At 33.4% G+C, this 20,798-nt stretch carries 14 protein-coding genes; 13 read left to right on the forward strand and 1 reads right to left on the reverse strand.

Features of this window, described 5'->3' with window-relative positions; genetic code table 11:
- Window positions 1–10 precede the first annotated feature (10 nt).
- The 13 genes from glmS to C8E03_RS16380 all read left to right on the forward strand — a co-directional run bounded on the left by glmS (window position 11) and on the right by C8E03_RS16380 (window position 19,478).
- The gene (gene glmS / locus C8E03_RS16320) at window positions 11–1,837 is read left to right on the forward strand and encodes a glutamine--fructose-6-phosphate transaminase (isomerizing) (protein ID WP_094380299.1); all 1,827 of its coding nucleotides are present in this window, start codon (window positions 11–13) and stop codon (window positions 1,835–1,837) included.
- 144 nt (window positions 1,838–1,981) lie between these two features.
- The gene (locus tag C8E03_RS16325; protein ID WP_110291597.1) at window positions 1,982–3,466 is read left to right on the forward strand and encodes a S1C family serine protease; all 1,485 of its coding nucleotides are present in this window, start codon (window positions 1,982–1,984) and stop codon (window positions 3,464–3,466) included.
- Window positions 3,467–4,112: 646 nt separating this feature from the next.
- On the forward strand, window positions 4,113–5,045 hold the full coding sequence (locus tag C8E03_RS16330; RefSeq protein ID WP_110291598.1) for a hypothetical protein: 933 nt from the start codon (window positions 4,113–4,115) through the stop codon (window positions 5,043–5,045).
- A 141-nt stretch (window positions 5,046–5,186) separates the two neighbouring features.
- Window positions 5,187–6,632 carry an ATP-dependent Clp protease ATP-binding subunit ClpX gene (gene clpX, locus C8E03_RS16335; protein WP_094380305.1) on the forward strand — a complete coding sequence of 482 codons (1,446 nt, stop codon included), beginning with the start codon at window positions 5,187–5,189 and terminating at the stop codon, window positions 6,630–6,632.
- Window positions 6,633–6,850: 218 nt separating this feature from the next.
- Window positions 6,851–7,312, forward strand: coding sequence for a signal peptidase II (locus tag C8E03_RS16340; protein ID WP_170123028.1), 462 nt, complete (start codon window positions 6,851–6,853; stop codon window positions 7,310–7,312).
- A 398-nt stretch (window positions 7,313–7,710) separates the two neighbouring features.
- Complete coding sequence (locus C8E03_RS16345) at window positions 7,711–9,420, forward strand: methyl-accepting chemotaxis protein (protein ID WP_170123029.1); 1,710 nt, start codon at window positions 7,711–7,713, stop codon at window positions 9,418–9,420.
- Between the two features lie 99 nt (window positions 9,421–9,519).
- Window positions 9,520–10,680 (forward strand): glycosyltransferase family protein, encoded by a 1,161-nt coding sequence (locus C8E03_RS16350; RefSeq protein WP_110291599.1) that lies wholly within the window; start codon window positions 9,520–9,522, stop codon window positions 10,678–10,680.
- Window positions 10,681–10,698: 18 nt separating this feature from the next.
- Window positions 10,699–12,456, forward strand: coding sequence for a sensor histidine kinase (locus C8E03_RS16355; protein WP_110291600.1), 1,758 nt, complete (start codon window positions 10,699–10,701; stop codon window positions 12,454–12,456).
- On the forward strand, window positions 12,449–13,972 hold the full coding sequence (locus C8E03_RS16360) for a response regulator transcription factor (protein WP_094380314.1): 1,524 nt from the start codon (window positions 12,449–12,451) through the stop codon (window positions 13,970–13,972). The genes C8E03_RS16355 and C8E03_RS16360 overlap by 8 nt, the downstream gene beginning before the upstream one ends.
- A gap of 214 nt (window positions 13,973–14,186) precedes the next feature.
- Window positions 14,187–15,572 carry an ABC transporter substrate-binding protein gene (locus C8E03_RS16365; protein WP_110291601.1) on the forward strand — a complete coding sequence of 462 codons (1,386 nt, stop codon included), beginning with the start codon at window positions 14,187–14,189 and terminating at the stop codon, window positions 15,570–15,572.
- Window positions 15,573–15,661: 89 nt separating this feature from the next.
- The gene (locus C8E03_RS16370) at window positions 15,662–16,543 is read left to right on the forward strand and encodes a carbohydrate ABC transporter permease (protein ID WP_242993613.1); all 882 of its coding nucleotides are present in this window, start codon (window positions 15,662–15,664) and stop codon (window positions 16,541–16,543) included.
- Entirely contained in the window at window positions 16,540–17,394 is an 855-nt protein-coding gene (locus C8E03_RS16375) for a carbohydrate ABC transporter permease (RefSeq protein WP_094380320.1), read from the forward strand. Before C8E03_RS16370 ends, C8E03_RS16375 begins: the two co-directional genes overlap by 4 nt.
- A gap of 35 nt (window positions 17,395–17,429) precedes the next feature.
- Window positions 17,430–19,478, forward strand: coding sequence for a glycosyl hydrolase 115 family protein (locus C8E03_RS16380; RefSeq protein ID WP_110291602.1), 2,049 nt, complete (start codon window positions 17,430–17,432; stop codon window positions 19,476–19,478).
- A 78-nt stretch (window positions 19,479–19,556) separates the two neighbouring features.
- Here C8E03_RS16380 and C8E03_RS16385 read toward each other — a convergent pair whose 3' ends face one another.
- Window positions 19,557–20,786: an FAD-dependent oxidoreductase gene (locus C8E03_RS16385; RefSeq protein ID WP_094380324.1), complete on the reverse strand. Its 1,230-nt coding sequence runs from the start codon at window positions 20,784–20,786 to the stop codon at window positions 19,557–19,559.
- Between the last annotated feature and the right edge of the window lie 12 nt (window positions 20,787–20,798).

Here is a 20,798-nt window from a genome sequence, read left to right on the forward strand (position 1 = left end):
GGTAAAAATTATGTGTGGAATCGTTGGCTATATTGGTGAAAAGCAGGCAGCACCTATTTTATTGGATGGGCTGGAAAAATTAGAGTATAGAGGTTATGACTCGTCTGGAATTGCTGTCTTTGATGGTAAGCAGATCCAGATGAAAAAATCTATGGGTAGATTGAAAGTATTAAATGAGTTAACACATGGAGGAGCAACATTACCAGGTTGTGCAGGAATTGGACATACAAGATGGGCAACACATGGAGAACCATCTGATACAAATGCACATCCCCATATGAACAAGGACAGCTCCATTGTTGTTGTTCATAACGGAATCATTGAAAATTATTTAAAATTAAAAAAGAAGCTGATAGACAAAGGGTATGAATTTCAATCGGATACCGATACAGAAGTACTGGTACAATTATTAGACTATTATTATAAAGGCAATCCATTTGAGGCAATTACCAAGGTTATGCATCGGGTAGACGGTTCTTATGCGCTAGGAATTATGTTCAAGGAGTATCCGGGTGAAATCTATGCAGTCAGAAAAGAAAGTCCATTAATTGTCGGCACAAGCAACGAAGGTAATTTTATTGCATCCGATGTACCTGCAATATTAAAATATACACGAAATGTATACTTCATTGAAAATGAAGAAATAGTAAGAATAAGGGAAAATGAACTTAAGTTTTACAATACAGATGAAGAGGAAATAAAAAAAGAGTACACAACGATTGAATGGGATATTGAGGCAGCAGAAAAGGGCGGTTATGAGCATTTTATGCTAAAGGAAATCAATGAGCAGCCAAAGGCAGTGGCTGATACCTTAAATCCACGCTTAAAGGATGGGAAAGTTTACATCGAGGAACTTAATATGACGGACGAGGAAATTATTGCAATCAAAAAAATTTGTATTATTGCATGCGGTTCCGCATATCATACAGGAGTAACAGCTAAATATATATTTGAGGGAATCGCAAGAATTCCGGTAGAAGTTGATTTAGCCTCCGAGTTTCGTTACAGAAACCCTATACTTGAGAAGGATACACTGGTTATTATTGTGAGCCAGTCTGGTGAAACGGCGGACTCTTTGGCTGCACTGAGGGAAGCCAAAAAACGCGGTGTAAAGGTGCTTGGAATTGTAAACGTGGTTGGCAGTTCCATAGCCAGAGAAGCGGATAACGTAATGTACACATGGGCAGGCCCAGAAATAGCAGTTGCTACGACAAAGGCATATAGTACACAATTAATCGCACAGTATTTGCTTGCAATCCAATTTGCTTATGTGAGAGGTAAGATTTCAGATATAGAATTAGAGGAAATGATTAGAGACTTAAAGCGTTTGCCAGATCAGATTGAGCTGCTTGTTAATAATAAAGAAAAAATTCAAAAATTTGCTAACCGATATATTGCGGCAAAGGATATTTTCTTTATTGGAAGAGGAATTGATTATGCCATTTCTTTGGAAGGTTCACTTAAATTAAAAGAAATATCTTATATCCATTCTGAGGCCTATGCAGCAGGAGAATTAAAGCATGGTACTATTTCATTGATAGAGGATGGAACATTGGTAACGGCTGTATTGACTCAGGAAGAGCTTTATCAAAAAATGATTAGTAATATGGTTGAGGTAAGAACAAGAGGAGCATTTGTTTTGGCAATTACCAATGAGGGAAATACAGACGTAGAACGAGCTGCTGATTATGTCATATATATTCCTCAGACAAATAAATATTTCACTAATTCTCTGGCTATTATACCTTTACAATTGTTTGGGTATTATGTGTCTGTGGGAAAGGGTTGTGATGTGGATAAGCCTAGAAACCTAGCCAAATCTGTAACCGTTGAATAATTGGCTTTATATAGCTTTCTAAGAATTTATTTTTTTAGAAAGCTAACATTTTTTTAGACAAATTTTGTTTTAACTTTTATCACAGTTTAATCACAATTCGTTGTTAAACTAAAGAAAATAAACAATAGTAAAGGAGAATGAAGCATGTTTGAAAATGATAATGAAAACCAAGAAAATAAACAGAATAACGACTATTATGACAATTCAAGCAGTAACACTACCGACAGTGATAACACCGGCGAATCTGAAGGAAGTGATCAAAGATATAGCCGAGCTTATTACAAGGCACCATATGGGAGTCTGGATATGAACACAAATCAATCTTCTGGAGGTAATCCGGGGAACAACAAAAAGAATAATAATAAGGGTGGCTTTGGTAAGAAGCTGGCAGTTGTTGCAACGCTTGCTGTGATTGGCGGTGGTTTGGCCGGCGGTTCTTTTGAAGCTGTCAGATATGTAGCAAATGAATTTAATAAGACACAGGTGGCATCAGTTGATTTGACCGGAATAGAAAGTACCGGAGACAGTGATGCCGATGCAAAAAATACAGTAGGGGATGATAAGACGATTGCCTCAACTGAAGCGACAACTCTGGCTACTAATGTAACAGATGTATCAAATGTAGTAGAAACTGTTATGCCAAGTGTAGTTTCTATCACGAATGTTTCGACGACACAAGTTCAGGTTCCGGACTTCTTTGGATCATTTGGTGACGGAACACAGCAAGGAGGTAATACCTACGAGCAGGAGCAGGAATCAAGTGGTTCAGGAATTATAATACAAAAGAATGACTCAGAGCTTTTAATTGTAACAAATAACCATGTGGTATCTGATTCTACTACCTTATCTGTTGGCTTCGTTGATGGGAGCGTAGTCAATGCCAAAATTAAAGGAACTGATTCAGATAATGATTTAGCAGTCATTGCAGTTTCACTGGAGGATATAGACAGCAGTACTTTAAGTCAGATAAAGATAGCTGATTTAGGTGATTCGGATCAATTAAAGGTTGGAGAAGCCGCAATCGCAATTGGTAACGCGTTGGGATATGGACAGTCAGTCACTACTGGTGTTATTAGTGCAGTAAACAGAGAGATTACTGTAGATAATGTAACAAGCAGCTTAATTCAGACGGATGCAGCAATCAATCCTGGAAACAGCGGCGGCGCACTTCTTAATATGCAGGGACAGGTAATCGGTATTAACTCTGTTAAATACTCATCAACGGATGTGGAAGGTATGGGATATGCAATACCAATAACAAAAGCAATACCAATTATTAATGAACTGGTAACAAAAGAAACTAAGGATAAAGTGGAATCAGAAGATATAGGCTACTTAGGAATTCAAGGTCTAGATGTGTCAGAAGAAGCAGCAAGCGCTTACAATATGCCAACCGGTATATATGTAAGAGAGGTGTTGGAAGGCAGTGCAGCTGAAACAGCTGGTATTAAAAAGGGTGATATTATAACTAAATTTGACGGCTCAAGCGTGGCTTCTATGGAAAGTCTGCAAGATATGCTTCAATATTATGCGGCTGGAAGCACAGTTACAGTTACAGTACAGTCTACCCAGGATGGCGAATATCAGGAAAAAGATATTGCAGTTACTTTAGGTCGAAAAACGCAGTAAACGGAAATAAAATGTTAAAAAATATCAACTCGATTTGCAAGCACAATATTAGTTAAAAAAGGTCATGTTGTTTTAGAAAAGTCTAAAACAACATGACCTTTTTTCTTATATAGGAAATAAGTCCTAGAGCTGAATATATCAGCGTTTCAAGGTATACGTTAATTTTTTGACGATTCATTAAAAACGTTTGCAAAATGCATTTTTTGAAAACGATTTTTTTAGTCTATTCACGCTTTCAAATAGTCTATTCGTGCAAAAACTATGTAAATAAATGTAAAAATGTGTTATTTTGTAATTGTTTACCAGAGGGGCAATAAGTATAGTGCTCATAATCATTGAAGAGCAGCTTTTTGTGGGGAAACTTCATTAGGGTAAAATAGTAATAGGGGATTTATTTAACTGTAGAAAGTTACGCAATATAATGAATCATGATATAAATCAAAGCTTGATTTATAGTTAGAAGGGTAAATAACTGTCTAACGACGATGCATTAGGGTGTGCGCCGTCGTTAGAAGCTTGCGTAAGTAAAATTTTACAGTTAGGAAGCAAACAAAAAGATTTAGATTATTCACTTATCTCGTGACAAAGAAATACAGCAAAAGAAGTTTTCAATTTAACAAGTATACTGAATTTAGGAGGATATACTATGAATAACCCAAAATTAAATAATGTTTATAATGAATCCGATAAAAATAATTTTGTTGTAATGTATAATCAATTTGATATAACGAAAGAGAAGAAAGTGAGATCAAAAAAATTGGAAAATGAAAATATTTGTAAAAATTCAAAAGAAATTATAGAATATACGGATGATGTTGCAGAGCAGGTACGTGCTTTGTATGATAAGATAATATTGAATCTTGAAATGTATTTTCAGGGTGAAATATCAATGGATGATGTGAATAATGAATTAAAACAATATTATTTTACAATAAAAAATTATTGCATAAAGACAGGCGTATTGGATGAAAAGCATGATGCATATAAAAGCAAAATACTAAAGGATATATATCGAAATTACCGATATAATTCAGTAATAGTAGCGGCAAATGTAAATGACGCAGAGGGTAAGAATTTGGCAGTCAAGTTATTTGATGATGATTTAAATGATTCTAATTATTTTGTTTATTACAATTCTAACTATTACTACGAGTGTGAAAAAGTAAGAGGCGCTTTGTATGATATGGTAAATAGATTGGCGCTGGAGGAAAATATCAGTGATTTTGATACAGAGTCCATTGATAAGAGAAAACGCTATGTATATGATTATGGTTTTAATCATGCATGGCTGTGGAATAATAAAATGAATATTGAAAATGATGTGGATATTAATAAAAATTTGGTACCGCCCCAAAATATGCAGATATTCTTCAAAGAAAAACTAACGCCTCAAAAAGACTGTAAAATAGTAATATGCTGTAAAGATGAGCATATTGAATTGGACATCCGGCTTAAGGAGCAGGATAATTATAATCTTTTAGAAATATTGCAAAATAATGAACATCCTATTATACAGAATGAGAAATTAAAGGACTTTTTAGATTCTTTCTACGTATCTGCAAGGATTAAAAATAAGTAGTATGATAGAAGCGGATTGTTGGATTCACTATTTTTTCATAATTCTTTACTTGTTTGGTTTATCTATCTAAGTTATAATAAAATAATATAACGATTAGATTGAATATACTTGCGTATATAGCTGCAGAAAGGATTATGTATTATGTCAGAAATGAATAAAGATGATGATTTTGAAATAGAGGCAGTAGAGGAATTAGAGACGAAAAAGGAAGAAGATTCAGAAGAAGAAGATTATGAAGATATTTGCTATTTGTGCAGGAGGCCTGAGAGCAAAGCAGGTAAAATGATTGAACTGCCCAATAATATACACATTTGTTCAGATTGTATGCAAAAGACCTTTGACGCTATGGGAAAGGGTGGTTTTGGCTATGATGATATTATGGGTATGTCAAACATTCCTAATATCAGTATGATTAATTTGGCAGATTTACAAAATACGGTTCCCAAGAAGCAAAAGATTAAGAAGAAAAAAGTAAATGAAGAGAAGAAAGTTCCAGAACTAGATATTAAAAATATTCAAGTACCTCATAAGATTAAGGCGAGTTTAGATGAATATGTAGTGGGACAAGAACAGGCCAAGAAAGTTATATCAGTTGCCGTTTATAATCATTATAAAAGAGTCGCAACGAATACGATGGATGAAATTGAAATAGAAAAATCTAATATGCTGATGATTGGGCCAACAGGAAGCGGGAAGACTTATTTAGTTAAGACACTTGCACGTATCTTAGATGTACCTCTTGCAATAGCAGATGCTACTTCATTAACGGAGGCAGGTTACATAGGTGATGATATAGAAAGTGTAGTGTCTAAATTGTTGGCGGCAGCAGACAATGACGTAGAAAAAGCAGAGCGTGGAATTATCTTTATTGATGAGATTGATAAGATTGCGAAGAAGAAGAATACCAACCAACGAGATGTCAGTGGTGAGTCGGTTCAGCAGGGAATGCTTAAGCTTTTAGAAGGAGCAGATATTGAAGTGCCTGTAGGAGCGAATAGTAAAAATGCTATGGTACCGCTAACAACAGTAAATACAAGGAATATTTTGTTTATTTGCGGAGGTGCCTTTCCAGACTTAGAAGAAATTATTAAGGAAAGATTAAATAAAGAATCATCAATGGGTTTTAAAGCAGATTTAAAGGATAAGTATGATAAAGATCCAAATGTTTTGAGTAAAGTAATAGTTGACGATATTAAGAATTTTGGTATGATTCCTGAATTTATTGGAAGGCTTCCAATTGTATTTACTCTTGATAGTCTTACCAAAGAAATGCTTATTAAGATATTAAAAGAACCCAAAAATGCAATTCTAAAGCAGTATCAGAAGTTATTGGAGCTTGATGAAGTTCAATTAAACTTTGATGATAATGCATTAGAATCCATAGCAGAAAAAGCACTGGAAAAGAAAACGGGTGCGAGAGCATTAAGAGCGATTATAGAAGAATTCATGTTGGATATTATGTACGAAATACCAAAAGATGAGAATATCGGACGGGTTACTATTACGAGAGAATATATAGAGAATATTGGAGGACCGGTTATTGATATGCGTGGTATTCTTAACTTAGAAAGAAGAAAAATGTTGTAATTGTTTAAAACTTTAAGTACCAAAAATTCATTCATAGAATTTTTGGTACTTTTGTGATACACTAATAGCACTAAGCATATCAATTATTATAATGAGAATGTAAAGGATAATGAATTTTAGAATACGATTGGTCAGATGGCTATTCAATATAACAATAAATTGAACAAAGATACAAAGATGAATTTAACAAAATAGAGTGAAAAAGGTGGGTGAATTACTTGATTTATTTCTTTATATCAGCAGGAATTTTTTTAACAGATTGTGTTATAAAGCATTTTGTTGAAAAAAAACTAGAGTACAATAAATCGGAAAAAAAGTTCAATAATATGATAATTATCCGTAAAGTTTATAATAAGGGTGGTGCCTTAAATGCACTGGAAAATAAACAGGAATTTGTGGCAGGCTTTTCAGCAGCACTCATGTGGTCTGTCATTGCTACACAGTTTTTACTAATTGGCAGGAAAAAAACTGGTCTTCTTAAATTAGCACTTAGCTTTATTATTGGAGGCGGTGCCAGTAATTTATATGACCGAATGGTACGTAAATACGTGATAGATTATTTTAGCTTTAATGTTAAGATTAAAAAGATTAAAGATATTGTATTTAATATATCAGATTTATTTATTTTTACTGGTGTTGGAATTGCAGCATTCTATTCAATTCTTACAGATAGAAAGTAATACAGAAAGTTACCAAAATATTATATTAGTAAATATTTCAGGCGATATGCTTACATTTTATATGTGGACGTATTGCTTTTTTTATTTCATAAGAAAGACATTGTTGTTAATGTATAAAAGTTTTGATTCCTCGTATGAAATAAAAACAAAATGCGCACGTATGCAAGTGGAAAATGTCACTGCGTGACTACATTCGGCGCTGCAATTAAATATATTTAAAATTTAATGAAAATATAATTTATCAATAATTTACTTTCTATATCAAACATGGTAGTATCATTAATAAAAATACGCCAATTGAATACAGCAGGCTGATAAGAAGGTGGAATTAGAATAACAGAGGCAAAGATTAGAGGCAAAGACAAAACAGTACTATAAGGTATATGGAGGATGAAAGAATGAAATTTACAATCAAAAAAAAGTTAATTTTTACATTTGTTTTAATCTCAGCAATTTTTATTGGTCTTAGCGGCTATTCAATTTATTCTTTGCATACAATTAATGAAAGGTCGACAGAGATGGAAGAGGTTTGGATTCCGGGAATTGAACATTCATTAACGATTAATCAGTTGGCAACGAGCTTTCGCGTGCAGGAGTTGCAGCATGTTATTGCCAGTAATGAAACGGATATGAAAAGCTACGAGGATAAATTGAGTGAGATTGCTGACAAAATGGATACCAACCTTACTGAATATCAAAATACACTTTATAGCGACGCAACTAAGGATATGTTTGATACTATTTTACAATGTTGGACTGAGTATTTAAGTGTACATGAGAAAGTAATTGCCTTAAGTACTCAGCTAAAGACACAGGAAGCAATGGAATTGTTAAATGGAGAATCTAAGGAATCTATGGATAAGCTTTTGGAAGCGACTACTGAGCTTGAGTCATACAATTTAACAGAGGCTCAAAATGCAAGTAATATGGGTGATAAGGATTATAAGACAAATTTTGTACTAACGATTATCATTAGTGCTTCCGCAATTATTTTCTCTATTGCAGCCGCTATCTTTATTATAATGAGTACGTTGGTACCCATTAAAGTATTGGGCAAAAAGCTTACCAATTTAGCTGAACGAGGCGGTGATTTGACTCAAAAAATTGTAGTAAAGTCAAAGGATGAAATTGGCGACTTAGCAGCTAGTGTAAATGATTTTATTGATAATGTTAGAATAATATTAATACAGGTAAGAGACAGCGCTAATCAGGTAGAGGAAGTGGGAGACAATATTGTGAATTACTTGTATGATTTAGACTCCTATGTTGAAGATACCTCTGCAGTTGTAGAGGAGTTGGCAGCAGGCTCAGAAGAAACGGCCGCGGCAACACAAGAAGTAAATGCTTCCTCTATTGAGATACAAAACGCGGTATTATCCGTAGCGAAAAAGGCTCAAGAAGGCTCTGAGAATGTAAAGGTTATAAGTGAACGGGCGTCTCATTTGAAGAAAAGTGCGATTCATTCTCAACAACAGGCAATTAATGTTTCCAACAGCTCAAAGATAAAATTAGAGGATGCTTTGAAAATGTCACAAAGTGTGGAACAAATCCATGTTCTCTCTGATACGATTTTACAGATATCGGCTCAAACCAATCTATTAGCGTTAAATGCAGCTATTGAGGCAGCAAGGGCAGGCGAGGCAGGAAAAGGCTTTGCCGTTGTTGCGGATGAAATAAGAAGCCTTGCAGAAGGCTCAAAGAATACAGTAAATGAAATTCAGCTGGTAACAAATGATGTGGTAAACTCAGTTAAGGCTTTAGCGGAAAGTGCAAACGATATGATGGGATTTGTTGATAATACAGTTAAAAAGGATTATGAAGGGCTCAAAAGTACGGGAGAACAATACAGCAACGACGCTGATTTTGTGGACGAGCTGATTACTGATTTCAGTGCAACTTCCGAGGAGCTGGCTGCATCCATTGAATCTATTATTACTGCCATTGGTGAGGTTAGTAAAACAGTGAATGAGGGAGCTTCCGGTAATCAATTGATTGCAGAAAAGGCAACCACAATTGTTGAAAAGGTAGGGCAGGTGAAACAGCAGAATGAAATTAGTAAAGAGAGTATTCAAAGACTAAAGGAGGCAATTGAAAAGTTTACCTTATAATGAGTAAATAAAATGGTTCGCTCTATTTCACTTGAGTACTTTTCATACTAGTAAATAAGTGATACACTACTTATAGATTAGAGAAAGGGTGACATCAATATGGAGCGGACTATTTTAATATTTATATCAAGAATTTTATGTTATGAGTCAAATCATTTTTTTATTGCTGAAATGAGTAAGGAGTTAAAAAAATTAGGCTATGAAATAGAGATATGTGAAATCGAGATGGAAGAGTCAGATATAGAAGAGAAGCTGGAACAATATATTGGTAAGAAGTTTCGTGCGATTATTGATTTTAATTCAAGACTGCAACGCCTAGAGCTGGATTCAGGAGAAAGGTATTTGGATCAAATTGATGCTCCGTTTTATAATTATATTGTAGATCATCCGCTATATCACCATCCAGTTATTAATATTAAATTAAAGAATTCCAACATTATCGCGATTGACAGAGCACATTGTGAATATGTGAAAGAATATTATCCGGATATTAAAAAAGTAATATTTATGCCACTTGGTGCAATGAAAGCGATGAACATAATTCCATATGAAGAAAGACGGATAGATGTGTTGTTTTCTGGAACCTACAGCTCAGCGGCCAAGCTTTTAGAGGAAATAAATTTTTCTGATTTAAAAGAAGAACTATGCTTATTTGTAGATGAATTAAAGGCAAATACGAATGTAACACAGGAACAGGCACTTAGGAATATATTGGATAGAACGGGTGAGCAGCTTTCAAAACGTGAATTTAGGGAGCGTTTAAATGCCTATTATGTGGCAGACAAATATGTGCGTGCTTATTATAGGGAAAAGATAATTCAAGAGCTGTTAAATCATCAGATAAATGTTACTGTCTATGGATATGGGTGGGAAGATTTTAAATGTAATAATAAGGAATATTTACATATTAATCAGTTGGTCAGCTTTCCTGTTTCTCTGGAAATCATTGCAGCATCTAAAATTGTTTTAAATATCATGCCCTGGTTTAAGGATGGAATTCATGACAGAGTGCTTTCTGCTATAGTCAATAAGGCGGTATGCGTTACAGAAACCAGTCGATATGTGGAGGAAAATTTTGCGGACAATGAAAATATTGTATTATACTCCTTAGACCATATAGAGCAGCTTCCAGATAAGATTCAGGCACTTCTTGATAAGGAAGAAAAGGCAAAAAGTATTAGTGAATGTGGATATGATTTAGTAAATGCAAAACATATGTGGAAAAATAGGATAGAAGAAAATATAGATAAAATAATATAAAAAGTGAGTGGAGGAATAATGAATTTATTGAAGTGTTGGAAAAATCATTTTAATAATTTTAGGCTGTCCCAGAAGATGCTTTTTGTATATTTTTTGATTTTTGGTGCTTTTAGCACCATTAGTATAGCGGCTATGCAGACTACTTTGGCTATTTACGATAATAAAATATACGAGAATTCTCTACAGGAACTCTTTTATTTTGTAAATACCATAGAAAATGAACTGGATAATATAGAAAAGAGCTCAAGCAGCATCGCAATCGATTATGAGATTCAAAAGCAACTAACCAATATGATGTCAATGAGTAATAAACAAGAGTATTTGTTAAATATGTCATCCTTTAGAAGTCAGCTATTAAACGAAGCCCTAGGAAATGAAAGTATAATGAACATTATATATACGGATCGAAATGGTGTGGAATTAAATGTGGGAGAAAAATACGTTGCACTTCCAGAAGATATATATCGTACTATTTTGGAAAAAGCGGATGAAGCCAAAGGTGGATTTGTGTATATTGAACCAACGCTGGAATTCCCATATTTAGTATCAGGAAGAGATATTAAAGAGCATATTGATTATAGCTTAGATTATTTAGGCACACTTATTTTTATTAACGATATTAATGTTATTTTTGAAAGAAACTACGAATTTTTAAAAAGCGGACAGAAGAATATTTGCGTATTTTCTAATAATGAAATAGTTTATGAAAACGATGGAGAATATTTTAAGGATATCCCCTCTATAACAGATGAACAAGGTTATCGTATTATTAATATCAAACATAAGAAATACTTTATGTGCTATTTAAAAAGTGAAAAAACGGAATGGACTTTTGTAAATCTGTTTCCATATACAAATATATTTATGTTAAATTCAATTATTCGTATGCTTATGTTGGTAGGCTTTTTTGTATTATTTATCACAGCCTATTTTGCAATGAAAAAATTATCCTTATATATAACTGCACCCCTCGAAAAACTAACAAAATCTATGCAGATTATCGAGAGAGGAGAGTTCGAACAGGCAAAATTATATTTGGACAAAGTGGAAGCTTTGAGTGAAGTTGGAATATTAAAGAAAGATTTTCTTATTATGATTGATGAAGTGATGACACTGATTCATGAAAACTATGAGAAACAAATTATATTAAAAGATACACAATATCGTGCACTTCAGGCGCAGATTAATCCACATTTTTTATATAATACTTTAAATTCCATTAACTGGATGATTAAGAGTAATGAGAATGAGGATGCATCTAGAATGATTCTTTCCTTGGGAACACTACTAAGAGTTGCTCTTAGTAGTAATACAGTTAGTACAGTGTTGGAAGAGCTTGAGTTGGTTGAGGATTATATATTTATACAAAAATTTCGTTACGGAAAACGAGTTGAATTTATTATAAAGAAATGCAGTGGATTGGAGCTATTTAAGATTCCGAGCATGAGTATTCAACCGTTAGTAGAAAATGCAATATTTTATGGGGTGGAAAATTCCCTGCAGCCTTGTACCATTGAAATTAAACTAGATAAAGAAGAAGATTACTTGAATATAATCGTCAGTGATAACGGAATGGGCATGGAGGATGATTTACTAGAAAAAGTAAAAAATTTTCAAGTTAAAACAACGGGAAATGGAATTGGGCTTAAGAATATTAAAGAAAGACTGACGTTGCTATTTTGTGAAGACTTTAAATTGCAAATTCAAAGCAAAATAGGAGAAGGTACAATGATAAAAATGACAATTCCAACTTATAGGAGTGATTTTAATGTATAAAGCGCTAATTGTGGATGATGAAGAAATTGAAAGAAATGGAATGGTGAATCTGATACCTTGGGAGGAACAAGGGATTGAGATTGTAGGAGATGCATGGAATGGTTTTGAAGGTTATCAGATGGTAAAGGAAATGGAGCCAGATATAGTGATAACGGATATTAAGATGCCTGGTATGGATGGAATCGAATTAATTGCTAAGGTTCAAAAAGATTATCCCGATACATTTTTCATTGTTCTTTCAGGTTATGGAGAATACGAATATACAAGCCGTGCAATGGAGCTTGGAGTAAAATACTATATTTTAAAGCCTTGTGATGAAACAAAAATTTTAAAGGTAGTAAATCAAGTAAAATTGGAAATTCAGGAAAAGAAAAAGTGTAAGCGTTATGAGGACAAGAAGTATAATGAAGAAATCAAGAAATTATTGCCGCGTGCAAGAGAACAGTTTTTTAATAAAGTTTTGTCTGGAGTAATTGTTTCAAACAGAGAATTTCAAATTTATCAAGGGAATAATGAGGCAGATAATAAAGTATGTATATTAAACTGTCGCATTGATGGAGAGATTGATGATTTAGGAAAATTTGTTCTTCAAAATATAACAGAAGAGTTTATTACCCTAGAAAAAGTTGTTATGAGCACATACATTGATAACGAAGTAGTTTTTATGCTTAAAGATGTAAATATAACTTTTATTCGTAGTGTAATACAAAAGTTAAGAATTGAATATAAAAATTATTGTAAGAAGCAGATTAGCGCAGCATTAAGTGATACAGATGAATTCATTAACATGAAAGAGTTATATGATCAAACAAGAGAGCGGTTATTTTTTGACTCTTATGGCAGTACGCATGGTTTGGCCACTGCTGAAAGTTTACGAAAAGCAGGAGAAGAAAACTTGCGTTTGTTAGATTTTGATAAATTTAAGCAGGTAGATGATTATGTCACTTTATTATATGAAACAAATATATTGTTTGCCAAGCTTACATTAGAACACTATAATACGGATGAAATAAAAAATGTTGTTGTTACATTATTAAATAATTTGTTAAAAGAAGAAATTCAAGAATTGCAAATTCAGGTACAGGATAAACGCTCTAAAAGAGAGCTTTATAAGTATCTGATAGATAAAATTGTGAGAAATAAACCATTAATTCTAGGGTATACACATAATGGAAGCCGGGACAATAACAGGATACAAGAAATACTTTTTGAAATTTACAGTAACTTGGATCAGAGAAATTTAAGCTTGCAGTGGCTGGCTAAGGACATTTTATTTCTGAATGAAGAATATTTCGGAAGATTATTTCAAAGAACTATGAATAAAAAATTCTCAACTTTTGTTTTCGAAATAAGAATAGAAATGGCAAAACGATTAATTCAGTTTAAACCTGAGCTGCTAATTTCAGAATTAGCTGAATTGGTAGGATATACGGCAGATGGACAATATTTTTCCAAGGTATTTAAAAAGTATACAAACGTAACACCATCCGAATATAAGGAAATGGTAATGAAATAAAGGAAAGAAGATAGTAAGAGTGTTATTTGCTGTCTTCTTTCCTTATTTTCAAGAAAAAGGTCAGTTTTTTTCAAAGGGTAAGACAGTTTTTTTTATTATATTTTATTGAATTATGGGCTACAATCCAATAGTAAGATATTTAAGTATCTGTAATAGGTGAAGCATTTCAAAGATAATTGAAATGTATTTTTATTTGGAAAAGGAGAGAGAAAATATGAATTTGAAAAAAGTAACAGCCTTATTTATGGCTTCGTTGATGTCATTTTCACTGGCAGGCTGTGGGGGCAGCAAAGAAGCATTGTCTGAGGATGATCAGAAAACACAAACAAATGAGGCAACAGTCCAAGAGGCAGAAACTGAAAATACGAATACTTCAACTGCTGAGGGTGAACCTGTAACAATTAAGATAACCTGGTGGGGAGGGCAATCCAGACACGATTATACCCAAAAGTTATTAAACAAATACACAGAACTTAATCCCAACGTAACTTTTGAAGCGTTACCTTCTGGATGGGACGGCTATTTTGATAAGCTTTCTACACAAGCAGCATCAGGAGCTATGCCAGATATTGTGCAGATGGACTATTTGTATATTTCTACCTTTGCAAAAAATAATTCAATAGCAGATATGCAGGAATTTGTAGATAATGGAACAATAGACTTAGCTAATGTGGATTCGAATCTGGCTGACTCAGGGAAAATAGATGGAAAACTGGCAGGTTTAGTCTTATCCAGTTCCTTATTGACTGTTGGAATAAATAATTCTGTATTTGCAGAGGCCGGAATTGATAAACCTACATCCGATTGGACATGGAGTGATTTTTTAAAAATATGCAAAGAAATTAATAACAAAACAGGAAAATATGGTTTTTCCGCTATTATGGCAGATGATACAAATAATTTTAATTATTACGTAAGGCAACATGGTCAGACTTTATTTAGCGAAGACAACAAAAGTTTAGGGTATTTTGATGACGCTATTTATGTGGATTTCGTAAATATGATAAAAGAACTAATAGATGCTAAAGCAACGCCAAACCCAGATGAATATGATGCAATCAAAGCCTTAGGCTACGAGGCTATGCCAGTTGCTACGGGCGATGGTGCTATGGTTACAGACTGGTCTAATTACGCTTGTCGACTTGAGGAAGTAAATAAAAACATTTCTTTAGTTACCCCACCAAAAGGAGAGAGTGAAGCAGCAAATGGTTTGTGGCTGAAACCGGGTATGTTTTTCTCTGTTTCAGAAACTTCAAAAGTTAAAGAGGAAGCTGCCAAATTTATTAACTGGTTTATTAATTCAGAAGAGGCAAATGAGATCATACTGGCAGAGAGAGGAACCCCTGTTTCTTCTGAAATTCGAGATTATTTAACAAATTCAGGAAAATTATCGGATAAGCAAAAGGAAATGTTTGAATATGTAAATAATGCGGGCGCCCTATGTGGAGAAGCACCTGCTCCTGATCCGGTAGGTATTTCAGAAATCAATGAATCCTTTAATAAGACTGTTTATAGTGTCTTATATGGTCAGGCAACTGTAGAAGATGCGGCTAAGACATTTAGGGAAAGTGCGAATGAAATACTGGCAAGAAATAATTAGTTTTTATTAAAAATAGAGGGAAGGGTCTGCAAGATATGCAATGTCCCTTTCCTTCTGCAAGGAGTGAGAGTGTGAATTTAACAAAAAAAATGAGAAATAATTTAATTGCTTACTTATTATTAACTCCGTGGCTGGCTGGATTTGTTATCATGTATTTGATACCTATGGGAATTTCAATATATTATTCGTGCACTGATTTTAATTTACTTAATGTTCCACAATTTATAGGATTAAGTAACTATAATAGAATTTTTTTACAGGATGACACCTTTTATCAAGCCTTAAAGGTAACTTTTACTTACGTTTTGATATTAGTTCCCTTTAGGCTCGCTTTTGCCCTTGGAGTTGCTATGTTATTAAATAAAAAATATCGAGGAATTGGAATTTATAGAACATGTTACTATATTCCATCTATTATTGGGGGGAGTATTGCAGTATCAGTTGTTTGGAAGCAGATATTTGGTAATCAAGGAGTTATTATGTCTATACTTTCAGCTATGGGAATCGAGCAAAAAACTTCACTATTAGGAAATCCAAATACTGCTTTGTTGGTTATTATTTTAATGGGTATATGGCAATTTGGATCTTCTATGTTGATATTTTTATCTGCACTGAAACAGATTCCATTATCTCTTTATGAATCGGCAGATGTGGATGGAGCTAGGAGTGTAATTAAATTTTTAAAAATTACCATACCTATGCTGACACCAACTATATTTTTTAATCTGATTCTACAAATAATCAATGGATTTCGTGTGTTTACAGAGAGCTATGTCATTACTAATGGAGGACCATTAGATAGTACTTTATCCTATGTTCTTTACTTATATCGCAGGGCATTTACTTATTTTGACATGGGATATAGCTGTGCACTTGCCTGGGTATTAGTTGCAATTATTGCTATGTTTACTATTGTTTTATTTAAGACTCAAAAAAATTGGGTATTTTATGAAAGTGAGGAGGAATCATGAAAGTAATTTCTAAAAAGAAAAAAATTGCTGTAATTAAGTTTCATCTATTTTCAATAGTATTGGGATTTTTTATGATATACCCGTTGCTTTGGCTAGTTTCAAGCTCTTTTAAGAGCAATGAAACTATTTTTATTGATTCTTATACTTTAATACCCAAAAGTATGGATGCAATAAAAAATTATGGAAGTGGATGGGAGGGGATTGCAGGAATACGTTTTGGAATATTTTTATTAAATTCTACAGTAGTTACAGTAATTGGAACAGTAACCTGTGTTTTTTCTTCCTTATGTGCTGCTTATGCTTTTTCCAGAATCAAGTTTAAGTTATCAAATTTTTGGTTTGGATGTGTCATGGTGACATTAATGATACCACCTCAGGTGATGATTGTACCACAATATATTATTCTTAAAAAATTACACTTTATTGATACCTTAACTGCTTTGATTTTACCATGGTGTTTTGGAGGAGCGTTTTTCATATTTTTAATGACCCAGTTTTTCAGGGGAATTCCACGAGAACTTGACGAAGCAGCTTCAATTGACGGTTGCGGAAAAATAAGTATCTTATTTAAAATTTTGGTTCCAATTGTGAAACCTTCCATTATTACTTCCTCAATTTTTGCCTTTTACTGGATATGGCAGGATTTTTTTCAACCATTAATTTTTATGAATTCGACTAAGAAATTCACGGTGCCCCTTGCTTTGAATATGTATCTGGATCCAAATACTTATAACAATTATGGAGGACTATTCGCGATGTCGTGTATTTCACTGATACCTATTTTATTATTCTTTATAATTTTTCAAAAATATCTGGTAGATGGAATTGCCATGGATGGAATTAAAGGATAGAATAAGTTTATTACAAATAAATACGGAGGTTAGAAATGGAAGAATTTTTTAAAATTACTTCGAAAATTAAAATTTTAAATCATACTGGGTTGATTGGAGTTGACAGGGCAATAAAAAGATTTCAAAAAGATATTTCCATGTCATTGAAAGAAAAAAAAGAGGAAAACGGTGCGATTAATTTAATAAAAGAGAAAGTCTCAAATGAGTGTTTTCATATCTATTTTGAAAACGGTGAAATGTGTCTTGCGGCAAATGATGAGTTAGGATTTATATATGGACTTTTTTATATAAGTGAGAGTTATTTGGGTGTACAGCCTTTTTGGTTTTGGAATGACCAGAGCTTCAATAAGATGGAATGTGCATACATACCTATCAATGAGTATTGGTCAAAAGCCTATAAGGTAAAGTATCGTGGTTGGTTTGTTAATGATGAAGTATTAATCAGTCATTGGAAAATCAAAGGAGATTGTAGTAAACCATGGGAAATGATATTTGAAGCATTGCTTCGCTTAGGAGGGAACATGGTGATTTCTGGTACGGATAAAAACTCTAAGAAATATAAGAAACTGGCATTAGATATGGGCTTATGGGTTACGCAGCATCATGCAGAACCGTTAGGGGCAGAGATGTTTTCCAGAGCATATCCTCAATATGTTCCTTCCTATGCTAAATTTCCAGAATTGTTTCAGGGATTATGGAAAAGAGCAATTGAAGAACAAAAAAATGAAAAAATTATATGGAACTTAGGTTTTCGAGGTCAGGGAGATATTCCTTTTTGGAACACAGATCCATTATATGACACCCCAGAAAAAAGAGGTGAGCTCATTAGTTCTCTGATTGAAATGCAATATAATATGGTATTAGAAAAAGTAAGTAATCCAATCTGCTGCACAAATTTATATGGTGAAGTCATGGAGCTGTATCATCAAGGTTTACTAAAGCTTCCAGAGAATATTATTAAAATTTGGGCAGATAACGGCTACGGTAAAATGGTTTCTAGAAGGCAGGAAAATCATAATCCAAGAATTTATGCCTTACCATATAAAATAGAAGATGGAGGGCATCATGGAATTTATTATCATGCATCGTTCTTTGATTTGCAGGCAGCCAACCATATAACAATGTCGCCAAACTCAATTGAATTTGTAAATAGAGAGTTTGATGAGATCATACAAAAGGGTGCCAATGATTTTTGGATTATTAATTGTTCGAATGTGAAACCTCATGTATTTTTGTTGGACTTCATTTCTAGAAGGTGGAGAAATGAAACAATTGATGTTAAAAAATGGAGCCAGAATTATATTAAAAGCTATTACATTCACTCTGTTATAGTGGCTAAAAACAAAATTGTTGAGGAGATTTATGCATGTATACAGGCATATTTTGAGGCTGTTATTTCATTTGGAGTAAATGAGGATGAACATGCAGGAGAACAGTTTTACAACTATACAGTTCGTATATTAGCTTCCCAATGGCAAAAAGGGAAATTTGAAGAAAGTGTAAAAGAATTAGTCTGGGCTTTTAAGGACATGAGTTTTAAAAAGCAGATGAAAAGGTTCTATGATATTTGTCTGGAAGGATTACAACGTTTTGAAAAGTTATATTTAAAATGTATTCAAGTAATGAAAAACCTCGAAGAAGATAAACAATACTTTGAAGATTCCATTTTTTTGAATGTACAGATTCATTTGTATTGTTTAAAAGGGGTAGTTAACTTTTGTGAAAGCTATCATAGATTTTGTAAGGAAGAATATTGGCAGTCATTTTATCTTATTGGAAAATCAAAGGAATACTTTGAACAGGCTAATCAAAGTATGAGAGAGAAAGAGCATGGCTTGTGGGAAGGATTTTACGAAAACGAATGTTTAACTGATATAAAGCAAACGGCATATGTTCTTCGTGGTATTATGAGCTACATTAGAAATATAGGGGAAGGACCACATTTTTATTATTGGCAAAGACAGTTTCTCTACTCAGAGGAAGATAGAAAAGTAGTACTAATTACAAACATGGAAAACCATATGACGGATGAGGCATTATATGATTGCATAAATAGAAAAGTAAATGATGAACTATTAATTTGAATGATGACTATAAAAATAAATATGTAAACATTAAAATCTCCTTCTCTTATTAATAAGCAAAGAAGGAGATAAAGTATCTTAAAATTCAATAAATTCGGATAAGCTATTATCTGAGATATTTGTGGTAAGAACTTTCATTACCTTATTATTATCTAAATAAGCAACACTGGGAAATTCCTGAATGCTTAAGCGTTTAGCAATTCCATCTGATTTATAAATATCTATTTTTGAAATATTTAATTTTGTTTTACTATATTTAGAGGAAAAGGCTTCAATAACAGGAAGCAGCTCACAGCTTTTTTGATCTGCTGCATTATAAAGAAATACAAGGGAGGGCTTACCATCATTCAAGATTTGCTTCTCAAATATTTCACTTTCATAAATATATTTTTCGGCACAGTATCCGGCAACAGCGCCATCACCAACAGCAGTTGCAACCTGCTTTAGAAATTTATCCCTAACATCACCAACTGCAAATACACCTGGAATATTTGTTTCCATTTTTTCGTTGGTCATCAGATAACCATTTCGGTTCATATTCAAAGAATCTTTAAAAATTTCTGTATTAGGGAGATATCCGATAAATAAGAAACAGGTATCCACTTTTACATGTAATAACTCGTTCGTTTTTAAATTCTTAAGCACTACAGTATTTAAATGTCCATCGCCTTCATAACCAGCTACTACAGTATTCCACATAAATTCCATTTTTGGGTTTTGAAGTGCTTGATTTTTGGCAATTTCATTACAGTCCATTTTACCATTGTCATGCATAACAGAAACGATTACTTTTTGAGCAAATTTTGTTAAGAACATTCCTTCTTCAATCGCTGCATCTCCGCTTCCAATTACCATTACTGTTTTATCAGTATTTGAGGCTGCATCACAGGTTGCACAAAAAGAAATACCCTTATCATATAAATATAAGTCCTCATTCTTGGCTCCGGTTAAACGTGGTTTTCCTCCGGAAGCGACAATCACTGATTTTGCTGTGTAATTGGTGCGGAAAGTTTCAATCAATTTTAAGTCGCCTTTTAAATCTACTTTTTTAACATCGGTTAATTTGAAAGTTACACCGAATTTCTTTGCCTGTTTATGAAATAATTCCATTAAGCCTAAACCTGTCGTACCATCAGGGAAGCCCGGATAATTCTCTATTTCATTGGTATAAGTGGCTAAACCGCCAACTAGTGATTTTTCAATAATCAAAGTTTTTAGTCTGGCACGCCCGCAATAAATACCGGCTGTTAATCCGGCACTTCCTCCTCCGATAATAATGACATCATAATTTTCTATCTTTTTTTCCATTGTAAATTCCTT

The organism is Lachnotalea glycerini (genome assembly GCF_003201285.1).
Taxonomy (GTDB): Bacteria; Bacillota; Clostridia; order Lachnospirales; family Lachnospiraceae; genus Lachnotalea; species Lachnotalea glycerini.

What these genes read in the sequence shown, in the direction of transcription:
- C8E03_RS16360 (WP_094380314.1), top strand. Translation starts at nt 12,449, where the DNA reads ATGTATAAAGCGCTAATTGTGGATGATGAAGAAATTGAAAGAAATGGA.
- C8E03_RS16365 (WP_110291601.1), top strand. Translation starts at nt 14,187, where the DNA reads ATGAATTTGAAAAAAGTAACAGCCTTATTTATGGCTTCGTTGATGTCA.
- C8E03_RS16325 (WP_110291597.1), top strand. Translation starts at nt 1,982, where the DNA reads ATGTTTGAAAATGATAATGAAAACCAAGAAAATAAACAGAATAACGAC.
- C8E03_RS16380 (WP_110291602.1), top strand. Translation starts at nt 17,430, where the DNA reads ATGGAAGAATTTTTTAAAATTACTTCGAAAATTAAAATTTTAAATCAT.
- C8E03_RS16345 (WP_170123029.1), top strand. Translation starts at nt 7,711, where the DNA reads ATGAAATTTACAATCAAAAAAAAGTTAATTTTTACATTTGTTTTAATC.
- C8E03_RS16350 (WP_110291599.1), top strand. Translation starts at nt 9,520, where the DNA reads ATGGAGCGGACTATTTTAATATTTATATCAAGAATTTTATGTTATGAG.
- C8E03_RS16370 (WP_242993613.1), top strand. Translation starts at nt 15,662, where the DNA reads ATGAGAAATAATTTAATTGCTTACTTATTATTAACTCCGTGGCTGGCT.
- glmS (WP_094380299.1), top strand. Translation starts at nt 11, where the DNA reads ATGTGTGGAATCGTTGGCTATATTGGTGAAAAGCAGGCAGCACCTATT.
- C8E03_RS16375 (WP_094380320.1), top strand. Translation starts at nt 16,540, where the DNA reads ATGAAAGTAATTTCTAAAAAGAAAAAAATTGCTGTAATTAAGTTTCAT.
- clpX (WP_094380305.1), top strand. Translation starts at nt 5,187, where the DNA reads ATGTCAGAAATGAATAAAGATGATGATTTTGAAATAGAGGCAGTAGAG.
- C8E03_RS16355 (WP_110291600.1), top strand. Translation starts at nt 10,699, where the DNA reads ATGAATTTATTGAAGTGTTGGAAAAATCATTTTAATAATTTTAGGCTG.
- C8E03_RS16330 (WP_110291598.1), top strand. Translation starts at nt 4,113, where the DNA reads ATGAATAACCCAAAATTAAATAATGTTTATAATGAATCCGATAAAAAT.
- C8E03_RS16385 (WP_094380324.1), bottom strand. Translation starts at nt 20,786, where the DNA reads ATGGAAAAAAAGATAGAAAATTATGATGTCATTATTATCGGAGGAGGA.